Consider the following 16,305-nt stretch of genomic DNA (forward strand, 5'->3'; position numbering starts at 1 on the left):
TGGCAGTTCGCGCGAGCGGTGATCGACCGCCAGACTAAGCATCGCAGACCGCCGCCAGCGACGTAGTATATAACTGAATGATGCGGTGGCGCGCCCCGGTGAGCGGCCCGGAGGGCCGCGAACCGAACGCGAGGGAGTCGGGTGGCCGGAGCGAAGCGGAGGCCGCCCGACGAGGCTGGGGAGGTGTGAGGTGCGGTGCGGTTGGGTGGGACTCGAAGGGGCAGTCACCGGCGCTACGCGCCGGTTGCAAGCGAGAGCTCCGCTCTCGCCCTGCCGCGAGGACGACGGTGGCCGACGTAAGGACCGCAGGAGCGAACGGAGTGAGCGACGAGGAGCGTGGTTCGAAAGAGCGGCGCTCTTTCGTCATCGCCAGAAATCATCGATTTCTGGCTAGCAGTCAGGACGCTGTGCGTTCTGACGACATCACGAAAGTCTCCGATTTTCGAACGACAGCGAGGCCCCCAAGTCCTCGCGGCTGGGGCTTTGGAGGTATTCACTGTCGGTCCGCCGTCAACGACTTATAAGCGAGAGACTGGACTTTGGAAGTGGTCACCGTCTCCACGTCCAACACAAAGTCATCACTCACCCTCTAGCGTTCGAAAGGAATTGTGCGTGGGTGCTGTCGTAGAGACAACACCGTGCATCGGTGTGGCGGGTGTGCCGCCGAGCGATGCGTGGGACCGGATTTGAACCGGCGGACCTCTACAGGACAGCGCCCTCAACGCTGCGCCGTTGGCCTGGCTTGGCTACCCACGCTCGCGGTGTTCTATCGCGTTTCCTCGTACCCTTCCCCCAATTAAAAGCCCTTCCATTCGACAGTGCCGTGTCGCCGAGTGTCACCGCGGCGGTCGTCCGTCCACCGGACCGCATCCGTCTGCGACCGAACGAAGCTCCCCCGCCCGAACCGGCACCGGTTTGAGAGTCGCGTCCGTGTCTCCGATATGTCCGATTGGGCCCGCGAGAACGTCCCGCTGTTGACCGCCCTCCTCTCCGTCGTCTCCCTCGGTCTCGTCTTCGGCGCGGTCGGCGGTATCATCCCGAGTCGTCTCCTGCCACGCGCGAGCGACGCCGTCCTCGCCGCGATCCCGCATCTGAACGCCGCGATTTCGGCGACAGCCATCCTCACCATCCTGCTCGGCTGGCGAGCGATCTCGCGAGGAGCGGTTCGACGGCATCGAGCGCTTATGCTGACGTCGTTCGGCCTCTTCGCCGCGTTTCTGGTGGGCTACCTCTACCGACTGATCGTCGTCGGGACCGCCGAATTCCCCGGTCCCGACCTCGTGTACAGCTACGTCTACCTCCCGTTCCTCGCGATACACGTCCTGCTCGCGATCGTCTGTATCCCGTTCGTCTTCCACGCGCTGCTACTGGCCGCGACGCGTCCGTACGAGGACCTCTACCGCACTCGACACGCGCAGGTCGGGTTCGTCGCCGCCGTGCTCTGGCTGATCTCCTTTACGATGGGCATCGGCGTCTACCTGCTGCTCCATCACGTCTTTTGAGTACTGAGTTTTCAACCGAATCGGCCACCCGCGCTACTCGTTCTCTTCGGCCATCTGGTGAGCCGCGTAGAACAGCGGAATGAGCAGCGCTCCCGCGAACCCGAGAGTGAGTGCGAGCGCACCGATGTCGTCGAGGGTGAGCGACCGGCCGGACGCCCCGTCGTCTGACTCGTCACCGTCGCCACCCGCCTCGTCGTCACCCGAGCCCTCGTCGTCTCCCTCGCCGCCCGGCGTCACGAGGTCGTCGTCGACGTCGCCGACGGCAACCACTCCCTTCATCTGGACCGCTTCGTGGGGGACACAGACGTAGTTGAACGTGTCACCTTCTTCCGCATCGTCGAAGGTGTACTCGAAAGTGTGTCCCCCCTCCGCGACCGCATCGCCGCTGTTGAACGTCTCGTCGTTCGCGACGACGTTGTGCCCGCCGCCCTCGCCGGTCCACTCCCAGACGATCGTCGCGCCGGGGTCGATCAGGACCGCCGCTGGCCCGAAGCGCAGGCCGTTGTCCCCCACACCGACCTCGACGAGAACCTCGTCCTCGCCGCGGTAGTCGTGTGTCCCGTCGTAGTTGTCGACGTCGTCCAGCCAACCGTCGTACTGCGCGGCGACGGATCCCGTTCCGGCGGCCACGCCAGCGGCGGCTGCGGCACCCGCTGCCCCGGCACGGAATAAGCCGCGGCGGCTCATCGTCGTGTCGTCGGCGTCCAGTGTCATATGGGTACATCCCGTCGTGGGCGTATTTAAGCTCCCGATACGCGCCGGAGAGGGGTCACGGGACCGCCCCGGCGAAACGAGCGGTCGGTCGCCCGCCGGCGTCGGAACGTCTCAGTCGTCCGCCGGCGTCGGATCGGGCACCGCGCCCTCGATCTCGCGGTCGGCCTCCTCGCCCTCGACGTCGAAGGGGTACTCCCCGGTGACGCAGCCGAGACAGAGGTCGGCGCGGCTCTCGCCGAGCGCGTCGGCGACGGCGTCGATGGAGAGGTACGACAGCGAGTCGGCACCCACGTGCTCCCGGATATCCTCCGTCGAGGCGTCCGCCGCGATCAGTTCGTCCCGCGTCGCCATGTCGATGCCGAAGTAGCAGGGAGCGATGATCGCCGGCGCTCCGATCCGGAGGTGGACCTCCTCGGCGCCCGCTTCGCGGACGAGTTCGACGAGTTGCGTCGAGGTGGTTCCGCGCACGATCGAGTCGTCGATAATGGTGACCGACTTCCCCTCGACGGTCGACCGGATCGGGTTGAGCTTCAGGCGAACGGCGCGCTCCCGCTCGTCTTGAGTCGGCATGATGAACGTCCGGCCGACGTACCGGTTCTTCATCAGTCCCTCGGCGAACGCGATTCCCTCGTCCCCGTCCGCTCTGGGATCGCCGTCTGCCGTCGTCTCGCTCGCGGCATCGGCGTATCCCGAGGCGAAGGCTCGTCCGGAGTCGGGAACGGGCATCACCACGTCGGACTCGACGCCCGACTCCTCCCAGAGCTTTCGTCCGAGCGTACGGCGCACCTCGTACACGAGATTCTCGTCGATCACGGAGTCGGGGCGAGCGAAGTAGACGTGTTCGAAGAAACAGTGCGCTGTGGATTCGCGCTCGACGAGCTGATACGTGTCGTAGCCGGAGCCGTCGGGATCGAGTACGACGAGTTCGCCCGGCCGGACGTCTCGGATCAGTTCGCCGTCGAGGGTATCGATGGCGGCCGATTCGCTCGCGAGCACGTAGCCGTCGTCAACCTTCCCGAGACACAGCGGTCGGTTCCCGAGCGGGTCGCGAACGCCGAGAACGGTGTCGTCGTGGGTGATCGCCAGCGAGTAGGACCCGTGGATGCGGTTCATCGTGTGTTTGACGGCGCGCACCAGGTCCTCTTCGAGGAGGTTCCGTGCGAGGTCGTGAGCGATGACCTCCGTGTCGCCGTCGGAGGTGAACGCGTGTCCGGCCGCGGCGAGCTCCTCGCGCACCTCGTCGGCGTTCACGAGGTTCCCGTTGTGCGAGAGCCCGAGCGACCCGGATTTAAACGAGACGGAGAACGGCTGCGCGCAGCTCTTGTCGAGGCTGCCCGCAGTCGGGTACCGAACGTGACCGATGCCGGTCCCGCCCGCCAGCGACTTCAGATCCCCCTCGTCGAAGGCGTCGCCGACCAGTCCGCGCTCGACGTGGCTGTGCTGTTGAAACCCGTCGTGGGTGACGATCCCCGCGGACTCCTGTCCGCGGTGTTGGAGCGCGTATAGCGCGTAGTACAGCGGGCGCGCGGCCTCTCGATCCGCGAGCGAGATACCGACGACGCCGCACTTCTCTCGCGGCTCGTCAGCGGTGTGGTCCCCACCGGCGTGCATATACAGGTCGATGGGGCGTGAGCCGATAAAAACCCTCGTGTTCGTGGCACATTAGCTCGTTTAGACTGCCATCATATGCACATTCATGCATTGGTATGCCGTCGATCACGTCATCAACGGGCCGCCGCTCACATCCCATGAACGGGCCGTCGGTCAGGCCCCTCTGACATATTCGTCGAGGCGCTCGAAGTACGCCTCCCGAGGCACCTGATACGCCGCCCGGTAGTCGACGTCGCCCGCGGCGAATCGCGCCGCGACGTCGACCGCCGCGGCCGCGCCCGCCTCGCGGCTCTCGTGCGTCTCCGAGACGGCCTCGACCTCCGGCTCCAAAAAGAGGACGACGTGCCACTCGTCGGTCGCGTACTGGCCCGACCCCGGTCGAGCGTTCCGCGCGCCGTTCGTCAGGTAGATCGTCGGAAGACACGCGGCGGGCAGGTCGTCGCCGCTGAAGACGTCGGGGCGGTACACGAGGATAGCGCGACCGCTCGGCTCCTCGTTCCACACCCGCCAGCCCTCCGGCAGCGCCTCGAAGCTCATAGGACGGCTCGGGCACGGAGGCTTGAAAGGGTCGCGTTCCGGAGGGGTTCGCGAGCCGCGGCGAGCCCACTTCACGACATCGGAGCGGCCTCACTCCACGATATCGGAGCCGCCCGGCGGCAGAAACTCCTGTAGCTGGTCTGCACTCGCGACCTTCCGCACGAACGACTGATCGGCGAAGCGGTCCTTCAGCCGCCGGTACACCATCATCGCCGCGTCGTTCTGGGCGTACATCCCCGGCTCCAGCGTCACCGAGGTGGCCGCGCGGTCGACGATCGCCGACGGCGGCCCGCCGATGGCTTGCGTTACCGGTTCGCACTGTACGCCGACGGCGATCCGGCACGGAACGTCCTCGAAGTACGTGCGGTCGCCGCGGATCACGAAGCTCCCCTTCTCGATGTACTCCCCGCTCTCGGGAGTCTTCGAGACCTGATCGGGCTCGACCATGTACGCGTCGCCCGCGCCGCGACCGTCCTTCCAGTCCGAGGAGTACGACACCGCGAACTGCGCGGCCTCCCGCAGCGTCTGGTCGTCCCAGTCGACGGGGTCGGCCGACTCGGACGGACCCGCCGCCTTCAGTAGGGTGACCGGTCCGCCGTGCGCCTGCGTGTGGAAGAAGCGATCGTGGTTCCCCATGTACTTCTTGACGAGCTCCTCGTTCTGATCGGCGTTTCGGCCGCCGATAACGAGGTATCCCGTCGAGGTATGGAACCAGCGGAAGCGATCGTACCAGTCGTCGGGGCTCCGGATCGGGATCGACGAGCGCGAGAGCCAGTCGGTCTCGTACTCCGCCTCGTCATCGTCCTCGTCCCCGTCGGCGGTGCCATTCGACTGGCCCCCGTCGTCTGCCGCCCGTTGCGCCTCCCACTCCGCCTTGCGTTCCTTGACGGCCTCTAACTCCGCCCGAGTGGACTCGATGGCCGTCAGCGCGCCCTCCTTTTTCCCCTCGATACGTTTGGCCTCCTGATAGAGCCGGTCCGCGTTGACCTCGACGCCCGCGCTCGCGTCGAGGTCGACGCGGACAGTGTCGTCATCCTCGCCGTCGAGCATGACCGTCACGGTTCCCTCGCCGCCGTCGACGCTCACGACGGCCTCCGCCGCCGGGATTCCGCGCTCCGCGCCGGCGTCCAGCGTCGATTCGATCTCGTCCCACGGCACCTCGTCGTCGCGAGCGCCCCGGACCGTCGAGAGCACTTCGTCGACGAGGTCGTAGTGCGCGTACAGCAGTTCGGCGCGCTCGCGCTCTTCCGCCGCCTGATCCTCGAACCCCTCGATCGCGCCCTCCTGCTGTTCGATGATCCGCTCCTGTTTGGCGATCTCTTCCTCGAAGTCGGGCCGGGAGGGGCTGGCGTCGGCGGGCGCCTCGCCCGCGTCGGTGTCCTCGTGTTCGAGCCGGTAGAAGTACTCGTCGACGGCGGCGTTAAACGAGTCGAAGCCGACGCTCGGGAGCCCTTCGTGTTCGGAGAGCGGGAACGGCGTGACGTCGACGACGCGAGGTTTGCGGGCCTCGCTGCCCTCGTCGCCCTCGTCGCTCTCACCGCCTTCGCCGTCGATTTTCTCCTCGTACACCCGCGGGTCGACGTCGCCGGAGCGGAGTCGGTCGCTGAGGTTCTCCAGCGCCTCGTGAAGCGCGCGGAGCTGATCGTCGGTCGCCTCCTCGATAGCCGTCTCCTTCTCGACGCCCGCGCGGGTGCACACCTCCTCGGCGTACAGTCCGCCGAGATTGAGCTGCGTCGCCAGCGTCCGCACCACGTCGCTGTCGGACTCGCGCATGTGGCGCGTGAACCCGGCGAGGGTCACGTCGAGCGGGTTGAGCCGCGAGGCGGGGTACTCGTACTGCGCGCCCGGCGCGACCGTCCGCGACTTGAGTCGAACCGTCGACAGCGACCCGACGACCTCGCCCGTCTCGTCGAGTGCGGCGACGTTGCCCTGGCCGAACAGCTCGGCGACGAGCGTCGTGTTCTCGTCTTCGCGCTCGAACTCGAAGGTGAGGATGCGGTCGAACTCGTACTGCTCGACGCCCGCGAAGTCGGCTCCGGAGAGTCGGTTCCGCAGCATCTTCGCGAAGTTGGGCGGGCGTCCGGGGGCGTCCGCGACGTGGTCGGGGTCCGCGACGTGGGCGCGCTTGATGTCGCCCACCTCGATCATGAGTTCGACGCGCCCGCGGTCGAAGTCGCGGAGCTTCAGCCGGAGCAGGTCGTCGTCGTAGAGGTACGCCTTGTCGACCTTCGCGCCCGTGTACCGATTGAGCTCGGTGACGAGCGCGCCGAGGTCGATGCTCGACAGCTCCCGCTTCTGGTCCATACTCGAGAGAGACACGCGGCCCGGAAAAAGGCGTGTCGTTGTGGGGCGGCGCGGCGTCGGCGTCAGTTGTCGGATCCGTTGCCGGGTCTGTTCCCGTTACCGGAGCCACCGTCGTCCGCGAGGGCTTCGACCGTATTTAGCGCGTTAATACTGCCGGTACCGAGAGCCGGATCGCTGCGGCCGTTTCCGCCCTCGGCTCCCTTCTTGATCGCCGACTCGACTTGGTTCGGACTCGCGTCGGGTCGGAGTTCCCTGACGAGCGCGACGAGCCCGGCGGTGTTCGGCGCGGACATCGACGTGCCGGCCTTCCAGCCGTAGGGCGCGCCCTCGTTGAGCGGAGACGTCGTGGAGAAGACGAGATTGAATGGATAGGGCCAGGCGGGCGACTCGAATTCGATGACTTCGGCAACCTCCTCGGGGTCGAAGACAACGTTGCCGTCTTCATCTAACCAGAGTTCGCCTTCGTCTCCCTCTTCAAGCGGGTGGTCGCTCCGCCGGAGCGGTGCACCTGTAAACACCCACTCTCGGATGCCGTAGAAAGTCTTCAGATTCGTCTCGTACCCTCCACCGCCGGCACCGACGTCGATCTCGTTGGTCCCGAAGTTGGAGAAGAACGCCCGCTCGTCGTTCGGCGCGAGCGCGCTGATGCTCATCGCCCCCTTCGTGCTGTTTGGCAACGAGAACACCCCCCGTCGCTGGAGGTCGGTGTTCGCGTTTCCGGCACTGGCGACCACGACCGTTCCGCGGTTGACGGCGGATCGGACGACCGTCTCGTACGCGAGCCGAATCGTCCTGAGCACCTCGTCTTGGTGGACTCGTGGCGGGAACGGGGGCGTTCCGAGGCTGAGGTTGACGGCGTCGAGTCCCTCTTCGGCACCGAAGTCGATCGCAGCGAGAACATCGCCAGTCGTTGTCGTCGGCCCCCAGTCTGGGTCCTCGTCCTCGTCGCTGAAGTCCTCCCACCAAAACACGCGGTAGGAGATCAGGTCGGCGTCCGGGGCGACGCCTTGGACACCGGAACCGAAGGGCCCGCCGACCCCCGATTCGGGGTCAGCCGCAGCGATACCGGCGACGTGTGTGCCGTGGCCGTTGACATCGGAGGCGACGTGCTGTTTGACGCGTTGGATCTGCTCGTCTGGATCCGGATTGTTGACGACGAGGTCTTCTTCGACTCCGGATCGGGTCTCTCCCTCGCGGAAGAGCCGTCCGGCGTCCGCGTCGAGGTTTGGCGTCAGGTCGGGGTGGGCGTAGTCGACACCTGTGTCGATGATACCGATCTGCGTGCCCTCACCGGTCGCGATGTCGTTTGCCGCGACGGCATCGCTGTTCTGTTTGTCCCAGAGGTTCTCGTACCAGTCGGATTCGACGCCGCCGGACTCGCCGCCCTCCTCGTCCGGAATCTCCGTCTCTGCGGACTCCTCGAGTTGGAACTGCACGTCGCGAACCGCGCCCTCGACGCCGCGGACTCCGGTGAGATCGTCGACCGAGTCCGCCGGGCCGGAGACGATGAGCACGTCGCCGCCGGCGAGTTCGCGTGTGACGCTGAATCCGTCGCGTTCGAGCCGGCGACTGACCCCGTTTCCGCCGCCGAGCACGATGTATCGCGCTCTGCCGTCCGCCGCGCTGGCGTGGCCGGCGAACGTGAGTGATGCACCCGCTGCACCGATGCCTTTCAGTAAATCTCGTCTGTCGATATTCATGCTAACACCCCCCGTGAATAGAGGTATCATGTGGTTAGGCAAATATCGCCAAATAGTTTTTGATTGCCAACTATATTGATGTTGAATTATATTTACTGAGATAATTTCCATCTTCGCACCGAGAATAGCGAACCGAGAGAGGGAGTCCGTGGGTGCACTCGTTTTGCGTCGGGCGTTCGTTCGAGTCGAGACGATCAGAACACTCGCGTCTCTCGCTGGCGCGACGAGAACGACCGTGACGTACTCTCCGTACCTTCCCGAAAAAGGTCCGACCGGTCTACAGCCGCTTCGACACGTACGGCCCGTCCTGCTGGTAGCCGAGCTTGTTCCGGTAGTACTCCCGCGCGCCGATCCCCGAGATGATCGCCAGCTTTCGGTAGCCCGCGTCGCGAGCGAGTTCCTCCGCGCGTTCGAGGAGTCGAGTGCCGTACCCCTGGTGCTGCCAGTCGCCGTCGCCGCCGATGGCGACTTCGGTACCGTAGACGTGGAGCTCGCGGATGAGCGCGGCGTCCTCCAGTTCGCGGCGGACCGCGTCGCTCTCGGTGCCGGGCGCGCCCGGCTGATCGGGGGCGAAGGAGGGGAATCGCAGGCGACAGAACCCGACGAGCAGGTCGCGGACGGGATCCTCGAAGGAGATGAAGTGCTCCGTCCCGCCGCCGGCCTCGTAGGTCGTGACGCCGAGTTCGACGTCGTCCGGGTCGGGATCGGCGTCGTTGTGGCCGACTTCCCGTGCGCGGATGTCGCGCTGGGTGATCCCCTTCTCCTCGGCCCGCTTGGCGGCGAGCTGTCGGAGGTTGGACTTCCAGACGCCCCCTTCGATGAAGTCCGCCGGGATGTCGCGCTGGACGCGCTGGAGCCGGGTGTACTTCGGGATGAGATCCATCACTTCGGCGACGACGTCGGCGGCTTCCTCGTTCGAGAGCGGCTCGAACTCGTCGCGGCGCCACCGGTCGTACACGCGCGTCCCCCCGACGACGAGCGTCGGGTAAATCTTGAGGTAGTCCGGCCGCCAGTCGGGATTGTCGAACAGCTGGCGGAAGTCCTCGATACACATCTCCCGCGTCATCCCCGGCTGACCGGGCATCATGTGGAATCCCACCTTGAACGCGGCGTCGCGCAGGCGGCGGTTGGCGTTTCGAGAGGCCTCGTTGCCGTGCCCGCGGTGCATCTCGCGGTTGATCCGCTCGTAGGTCGTCTGCACGCCGACCTCGACTTTCGTGCCGCCGAGATCGAGCATCCGGTCGATCTGTTCGGGGTCACACCAGTCCGGCTTCGTCTCGAACGTGGTGCCGATGTTGCGGATCGCGTTCGTCTCGTTTTCGGCGATCACGTCCTCCAAGTACTCGAACTCGACCTCCTCGGGGGCGGGCGCGAACGACTCGCCTTCCGCGGGCTCGGGATCCGTGTCGAGATCGTAGTCGTTCATCGCCTGCAGCGCGCGCTTGACGAACCACTCTTGGTAGTCGTGCGAGCGCGCCGTCATCGTCCCGCCCATCAGGATGAGTTCGACCTTGTCGACCGGGTGGCCGATCTTCCGGAGCTGTTCGAGCCGGAGCGTCACTTGGCCGTACGGGTCGTAGTCGTTCTGTTTGCCGCGGGCAGCGGCGGGCTCGTGGCCCGTGTACGACTGCGCCGAGGAGAACTCCGAGGCGGGGCCGCCGGGACAGTAGAGGCACTTCCCGTGCGGGCACAGCTTCGGTGAGGTCATGATCGCGACCGGCGAGACGCCGGAGGCGGTCCGGACCGGCTTCCGCTGGACGACCTCGATCACGTCGTCGCGGTGCTCGTCCGGGGCGTGGTCCAGAATCTCGGTGTTCTTCGGCACCTTCGGCGAGGAGAACTCCGAGCAGGCGTCGAGCTTGGCGGATTCGAGGTCGTCGCGGTCGATCTCGCCGGCGAGGATCCGGTCGACGAGGTGCTCGCAGGTCCGGACGAACGCCTCCGATTCCGCATCTCCGCCGTCGCCCTCGCTTCCGGCGTCCGCGTCACTCGCCGCGTCGGTACTCATTACCCTCCGATCGTCGGGTTTCGGAGTTAAGGGTGTCGCACCGGGAGAACCGGCCGGTTTTAGGTGGGTCCTCCCGTAGCCGTCGCCGTGTTACGGAAGGACCTCCTGCGCGTCTCCCGAGCCGGCGGCGGATTCCGTCCCCGGTTCACGACGCGAGAGCATCGACCCCTCGCGGCTCGGGTGCTCGGGACCTTCGAGTCCCACGTCGGCGAGCGACGCGGCGACCTCGACGACGCCCTCGACGCGCTGGAGGCGGAGGCCGCCGAACGGGGCGGAGACTTCAAACTCGTCAGGGGGCTCGCGGCGCTCGTCGAGCGCGAGTGCGTCTTCGAGACGCGGGCACCGGTCCCGCCGCGTCGTGTCCGACGAGCGGCGTTCGAGGCGGCGGAGGCGGTCGGGGTCGCCAGCGAATCGGAGCGCGAGGCCGCGATCGGTCGCGCCGCAGACGCGCTCGGAATCGAGAGCGAGGCGATCGCGGCCTCGCTGTACGCCGACCGCGACGTCAACGAGGTCCTCGTCGACGCCGACGTTCGGTGGGACTCCGACTCGCTGTTGGCGCAGTACGACCTCTCGCTCGCGCAGACGGCCCTCTTCGACGCCACCGAGGTCCGTGTGCGATCGAACGACCCGAAGCGACTCGTCTCCGCGGTCAAGCGGCTCCGGCTGATGTACGAAGTGGAGCAGACGCCCGAGGGCCGCGAACTCGTCGTCACCGGTCCGGACGCGCTCTTCTCGCGCACCCGCCGGTACGGGACCGCGTTCGCGCGGCTGCTCCGGACCGTGGCGGGGTCCGCGGAGTGGGAGCTGACGGCGACGATCGACGACCGCGGGCGCGAGCGCACCATGCGCCTCTCCGACGGCGACGTGGCGGTCCCAGGCGTCGAGCCGGTCGCGGAGCCGGCGTTCGACAGTGGCGTCGAGGCCGACTTCGCCGGGCGGTTTCGCGGGCTCGACCTCGACTGGACCTTGGTGCGGGAGCCGGAGCCCCTCGAAACCGGAACGCGGGTGATGATCCCGGACTTCGCGTTCGACTACGACCACGCCGACTTCCGCCTCTTCTTCGAGGTGATGGGCTTTTGGACGCCCGAGTACGTCGCGAAGAAGCTCTCTCAGCTCGCTGACGTGGAGGACGTGGATCTGCTGGTCGCCGTCGACGAGAGCCTCGGCGTCGGCGAGGCGATCGCCGCGCGCGACCACCGCGTGGTGACCTACTCGGGGACCGTTCGAGTAAAGGGAGTCGTCGACGTGCTCCGCGAGTACGAGGCCGAGTTCGTCGCGGACGCGGCCGCCGACCTCCCCGAGTCGCTGTCGCCCGACGCGGACGCGACCGGGCTCGACGAACTCGCCGACGCACACGGCGTGAGCGTCGAGGCGATAGAAGACAAGGCGTTTCCCGAGCACGAGCTCGTCGGTCGGACGCTCGTGCGGCCCGCGGTGCTGGAGGCGGCGAGCGAGCAGGTCGAGGCGGGAATGTCGCTCTCGGCCGCCGAGTCGGTGCTCGACGAGCGCGGGATCGACGACGCGAGCGCCGCGCTCTCGCGGCTCGGGTTTCGAGTGGAGTGGGAGGGGCTCGGCGGCGGGACGCTGCGAGAGAAAGGGAAGTAGGGGCGAGAGCGTCGGAGAGCAGATAGCGACGACCGCCGGGATCGACGCGATATGTGAAATTCGACAACGTCGCCGACGACTGTTTATAACTGAATGAGGCGTCGGCGCGCGCTCGTGAGCGGCCGATCCGGCGGCCGCGAACGACGCCGCGCGAGGTCGCCGGCGCTACGCGCCGGCTGCCAGAGAATCTTCGATTCTCGCTGGACGCGGTGAGCGCTCGAAGAGCGCGAACCGCGAGGCTGGGGAGGTATGAGGCCGTGCGGTGCAGTCGGGGGAGGACTCAAAGGGGAAGCCGCGAGGGCGAAGGTGGCCGCAGCAAGCACCGCAGCGAGCGATAGCGAGCGAGGAGCGCAACAAGGCTCCCGAGCCGTCGCGGCTGGGGATTTGAGGGTGTTCACCGCGAAGTTACCGATCACGTCCCGTCGAGCGGTTGGGGCTTTGGATGCCTTCGCCGTGTTACTCAGATCTACTTGTTCGCCACGAGGAGAATCTATTACTCCACGACCGGTAGGTCCGCCCGACTCCCCTTCGGCACGACGGAGCGAAGCTCGTCGTAGAGGTACAGCCCCACCCCGATCGGTGCCTGTCCGCCGGCGATCTCGTGCGTCGCGATCAGGTATCCCCAGTCGCCGTCCCACTCGGGGATATCCTGGTCGTCTCCGGCCATGAAGGTGACAGCCTGCTCGGGGTCCAGTTCGATCACGCACTTCGTCGCGTGGTGCCCGAACCGGGTGACCGCCCGACTCGTCGGCTTCCAGTGCTCCTGTCGCGTCCGGAGGAAGGTCATCCCGATCGCCTCCACCGCGCTGGGATCGGTCGCCTCGCCGTTGAAGATCCAGACCTTTCCGGCGCCCTTCTCCCAGAAGCTGTATCCCTCGAAGACGCTCCGGTCGATCCCGAACCGCTCCGTCCACCAGTCGAGCACCTCCCGTCGGCTCGCGCGTCCGTCGACCTCGCGATCGGCGGGTGTCTCTGGGAGGCGATCGAACCGCTGTCCGTCGTTGGTGAGGGACTCGCCCTCCGCGTCGCCGGCGGAGCCCGTGTCGCCGCTCATGCGCCCGCCTCCTCGCCGTCGCTGGCGGCGTCAACGTTCCCCCCGCCGACGCGCAGCTTCGCGCAGAAGAACCCGCCCGTGTCGTTGTGGTGCGGATAGACGCGGTGCGCGCGGGTGACCGAATCATGGTACGTCTCGCCGTCCCACTCGGTGACGCCGGGCACCGTGTCGAGCGGGAGGTCGAACTCGACGATATCGCAGTCCTCGTTCGCGAGGACGTGGTCGAGCACCGCCTCGTTCTCCTCGGGCGCGAACGTGCACGTGGAGTAGACGACGGTTCCGCCCGGACGGGTCGCCTGCACGGCCCGCGCTAAGATCCCCTTCTGTATCCCGGCGACGCCGTGGACGTGATCGAGCGTCCACTGGTCGACGACGTCGGGGTTCTTCCGACAGGTCCCCTCGCACGAGCAGGGAGCGTCGACGAGCGCGCGGTCGAACTCGTCGAACGCGAGCGGCTTCGTCGAGAAGTTGCGCGCGTCCTGGTTCGTCACGATCGCGTTCGTCACGCCGAGTCGCTCGGCGTTGTGCCGGAGCGCGGAGAGTCGACCGAGGTTGTTGTCGTTGGCGACGACCGTTCCCTCGTCCGCCATCGCGTCCGCGATCTGCGTCGTCTTGCTGCCGGGGGCCGCGCAGGCGTCCCACACGCGCTCGCCGGGCCGCGGGTCGAGCGCGAGCCCCGGCAGCACGGAGACCTCCTCCTGCCCGTGGGTCCATCCGTGGACGTACGGCCAGTTGCCGCCGGGGTTCCCGTCCGGAAGTCGAAACAGGCCGTCGTGCCAGTCGACGGGCTCGTAGGCGACGCCCTCCTCGTCGAAGGCCCGACGGACCCGATCGGGGGAGGCGGCGATCTCGTTCACGCGGACGACCGACGGGAGCGGGCGATCACAGGCGGCGCGGAACGCGGTCGCGTCGTCGACGAGCGGCTCGTACCGCTCTAACGGATTCATGGTCTCCGTTTCGCGTCGGTCCGTTTGTCGGTTTCGGGACGGAGGCGAGCGAACGACCGCTCGCGCCTTACATTTAGGTTACTGCCCGGAGTACGCGAACACATGACACGCATCTCCGTCATTGACGACGACATTTCGCTTGACGAACCGACGCTGGTGGAGGGATTCCCCGGGGTCGGCCTCGTCGGCAAGATCGCGACCGACCACATGATCGAGACCCACGAGATGGATCACTACGCGAACGTCCACTGCGACGGGCTCCCGCGGGTGGCCGTCTACCGCGACGACAACCCGACGGTGACGACCCCCGTGCGGCTGTACGCCGACGAAGAGCGCGACCTCGTCGCGCTCCGCAGCGACGTGCCGGTGAACCCCAGCGCCGCGACCGAGGTCGCCGGCTGTCTGGAGAGCTGGTTCGCGGAGACGGCGGTGTTCCCGATCTTCCTCTCCGGGCTGGGCCACGAGAAGGGGGAGGAGCCGCCGGCGCTCTACGGGATCGCGACCGGCGACGGCGGCGAGGCGCTTGACCGTGCCGACATCGGGGACCCGCCCGAGGCCGGACTCGTCTCCGGGCCGACGGGCGCGATGCTCGCAGAAGCCTTGCAGCGCGACCGCGACGCCGTCGGCCTCGTCGTCCAGTCGGACCCGCAGTTCCCCGATCCCGAGGCCGCGCGCGTCCTCATCCGAGAGGGGATCGACCCGATCGCGGGAACCGACACGCCGACCGACGGACTCGTCGACCAAGCGAGCGAGATCCGGGAGGCGAAGCGGGCCTTCGCCGAGCGGATGCAGAAGGCCAACGAGGAGAGCACGCAGGCCGAGCCGCTGAAGATGTTCCAGTAAGCGACGCGCGAGTCGGCCGGAGGGCGTCAGTCGTCGGCCGGAGGAGGGCAATCGTCGGCCGGAGGAGGTCAGTTGTCGCTCGCACCGGTCGATCCGTCGCTCGCCTCCAACTCGTCGAGGATCGGTCGGTACTTGAGCTGGACCTCGTCCCACTCGCGGTCCGGGTCCGAGTCGGCGACGAGCCCGACCCCGGCGAACAGCGTCGCGCGGCGCGGGTTCGCGACCGCGGAGCGGATCGCGACCGCGAACGCGCCGTTCCCGGCGGCGTCGATCCAGCCGACCGGTGCCGCGTACCACCCTCGGTCGAACGGCTCCGTCTCGTGGATCGTTTCGAGCGCCCGGTCCGGCGGGAGACCGCCGACGGCCGGGGTCGGGTGAAGCGCTTCGACCAGTTCGAGCACGTGTCTGTCGGCGTTCAGCTCGGCGGTGATGGGCGTGTGGAGGTGTTGGACCGTCGCGAGCCGGCGCACCCGACGCTCTCCCGCGGCGATCGACGCGGCAAACGGTTCCAGCTGTTCGCGGACCGTCTCGGCGACGAGTTCGTGTTCGTGAACGTTCTTGTCGTCGTCGAGCAGCTCTCGTGCGAGCCACTCGTCTTCCGCCGGCGTCTCACCGCGACCGGTGGTGCCCGCCAGCGCGTCCGTCTCGACCGTCCGACCGCGGAGCGCGACCAGCCGCTCGGGCGTCGCACCGAAGAACGCGCTCCCGGTCGCGTCGGGCTCGAAGTAGTAGCGGTGACAGTCCGGATACTTCTCCGCGAGCCGGTCGAGCGTCGCCGCGCGCGGGAAATCGGCGGCGAGGTCCGCCTCCAACGCCTGCGCGAGGACGACCTTTTGGAGGTGACCGCCGCGGATCCGATCGACCGCGGCCTCGACGCCCTCGCGCCAGGCGGTCCGACTCATCGTGCGACGGCTCGCGGTTATTCCCGGGCGCGGAGGGCGAGAGGCCTCCGGCGTCAGCCCCGAGAGACGGTCGACCTCGGCTGCGAGACGCTCCTCGACCTCGTCGACGGAGGTCGCCGAGCCGGTCGCGTTCACGGTGAGCCACGTGCCGTTGTCCGCGAACGTCACCTGCACGCGCGGGAGGACGAACCGAGCCTCGGGGAACGGTCCCCACGGGTCGCCGTCACACCCCCCTTCGTGGAAGGCGAACCCGCCGAAGAGTCGCGGACGGGCGGCTTCGGTACCGGCGTGGACGTCGCCCGAGTCGAACAGTTCGTCCGCCGTGGACCGGATCTCCGCGAATCGCTCCGCACCGCTCGCGGTCAGCGTCGCCGCGGCGCCGCTGGCGAGGATCAGCGCGTCGTTCGGTGCACTCCAGGTCATCCGTGGAGCCGACAGCGCGTCGAACGCGGCCGCAAACGTGGGCGGATCGATGGCGGTGGTCCGGCTGACGAGAGTCGGTTGCGAGGTCGATCGCGCCCGTTCCATTAGCCCGAGGTCGGGGCCGGGGAACCTTTATCCTGACTATCACGGGGGTT

12 protein-coding genes, 1 tRNA gene and 1 pseudogene are annotated in these 16,305 nt (G+C 67.5%); 3 read left to right on the forward strand and 11 right to left on the reverse strand.

Annotation, left to right across the window (positions count from 1 at the left end; all coding sequences use genetic code 11):
- Positions 1-671 precede the first annotated feature (671 nt).
- Positions 672-756: transfer RNA gene (locus ACNSN4_RS08325), tRNA-Leu, on the reverse strand.
- Between the two features lie 185 nt (positions 757-941).
- Here ACNSN4_RS08325 and ACNSN4_RS08330 point away from each other — a divergent pair.
- Positions 942-1,502: a DUF420 domain-containing protein gene (locus ACNSN4_RS08330; protein ID WP_418285343.1), complete on the forward strand. Its 561-nt coding sequence runs from the start codon at positions 942-944 to the stop codon at positions 1,500-1,502.
- Positions 1,503-1,535: 33 nt separating this feature from the next.
- Here ACNSN4_RS08330 and ACNSN4_RS08335 read toward each other — a convergent pair whose 3' ends face one another.
- From ACNSN4_RS08335 to ACNSN4_RS08365, 7 genes and pseudogenes are all read right to left on the reverse strand, one after another.
- Complete coding sequence (locus ACNSN4_RS08335) at positions 1,536-2,216, reverse strand: halocyanin domain-containing protein (protein ID WP_418285344.1); 681 nt, start codon at positions 2,214-2,216, stop codon at positions 1,536-1,538.
- Positions 2,217-2,327: 111 nt separating this feature from the next.
- Positions 2,328-3,827 (reverse strand): amidophosphoribosyltransferase, encoded by a 1,500-nt coding sequence (gene purF / locus ACNSN4_RS08340; protein WP_418285345.1) that lies wholly within the window; start codon positions 3,825-3,827, stop codon positions 2,328-2,330.
- Positions 3,828-3,980: 153 nt separating this feature from the next.
- A complete protein-coding gene (locus ACNSN4_RS08345) occupies positions 3,981-4,364 on the reverse strand; it encodes a DUF5820 family protein (protein WP_418285346.1) in 384 nt (127 codons plus the stop codon).
- A gap of 90 nt (positions 4,365-4,454) precedes the next feature.
- Positions 4,455-6,668 (reverse strand): ribosome rescue protein RqcH, encoded by a 2,214-nt coding sequence (rqcH, locus tag ACNSN4_RS08350; RefSeq protein ID WP_418285347.1) that lies wholly within the window; start codon positions 6,666-6,668, stop codon positions 4,455-4,457.
- 62 nt (positions 6,669-6,730) lie between these two features.
- Positions 6,731-8,263 (reverse strand): S8 family peptidase, encoded by a 1,533-nt coding sequence (locus ACNSN4_RS08355; protein ID WP_418285396.1) that lies wholly within the window; start codon positions 8,261-8,263, stop codon positions 6,731-6,733.
- A 57-nt stretch (positions 8,264-8,320) separates the two neighbouring features.
- Positions 8,321-8,479 (reverse strand): annotated as a pseudogene (locus ACNSN4_RS08360) (hypothetical protein); the annotation flags it as partial.
- A gap of 166 nt (positions 8,480-8,645) precedes the next feature.
- The gene (locus ACNSN4_RS08365) at positions 8,646-10,376 is read right to left on the reverse strand and encodes a tRNA uridine(34) 5-carboxymethylaminomethyl modification radical SAM/GNAT enzyme Elp3 (protein ID WP_418285348.1); all 1,731 of its coding nucleotides are present in this window, start codon (positions 10,374-10,376) and stop codon (positions 8,646-8,648) included.
- Positions 10,377-10,463: 87 nt separating this feature from the next.
- On the opposite strand from ACNSN4_RS08365, the gene ACNSN4_RS08370 reads away from it, so the two are divergent.
- Entirely contained in the window at positions 10,464-11,981 is a 1,518-nt protein-coding gene (locus tag ACNSN4_RS08370; protein WP_418285349.1) for a DUF790 family protein, read from the forward strand.
- 493 nt (positions 11,982-12,474) lie between these two features.
- On the opposite strand, the gene ACNSN4_RS08375 is transcribed toward ACNSN4_RS08370, so the two are convergent.
- On the reverse strand, positions 12,475-13,035 hold the full coding sequence (locus tag ACNSN4_RS08375) for a DUF7122 family protein (RefSeq protein WP_418285351.1): 561 nt from the start codon (positions 13,033-13,035) through the stop codon (positions 12,475-12,477).
- Complete coding sequence (locus ACNSN4_RS08380) at positions 13,032-13,982, reverse strand: RsmB/NOP family class I SAM-dependent RNA methyltransferase (RefSeq protein WP_418285352.1); 951 nt, start codon at positions 13,980-13,982, stop codon at positions 13,032-13,034. The genes ACNSN4_RS08375 and ACNSN4_RS08380 overlap by 4 nt, the downstream gene beginning before the upstream one ends.
- 102 nt (positions 13,983-14,084) lie before the next feature.
- On the opposite strand from ACNSN4_RS08380, the gene ACNSN4_RS08385 reads away from it, so the two are divergent.
- Positions 14,085-14,825, forward strand: coding sequence for a proteasome assembly chaperone family protein (locus tag ACNSN4_RS08385; RefSeq protein ID WP_418285353.1), 741 nt, complete (start codon positions 14,085-14,087; stop codon positions 14,823-14,825).
- 68 nt (positions 14,826-14,893) lie between these two features.
- Here ACNSN4_RS08385 and ACNSN4_RS08390 read toward each other — a convergent pair whose 3' ends face one another.
- A complete protein-coding gene (locus ACNSN4_RS08390; protein ID WP_418285355.1) occupies positions 14,894-16,255 on the reverse strand; it encodes an isochorismate synthase in 1,362 nt (453 codons plus the stop codon).
- Positions 16,256-16,305: the final 50 nt, after the last annotated feature.

The sequence above is a fragment of the Halorubrum marinum genome (assembly GCF_048381195.1).
In the GTDB taxonomy this organism is placed as follows: domain Archaea; phylum Halobacteriota; class Halobacteria; order Halobacteriales; family Haloferacaceae; genus Halorubrum.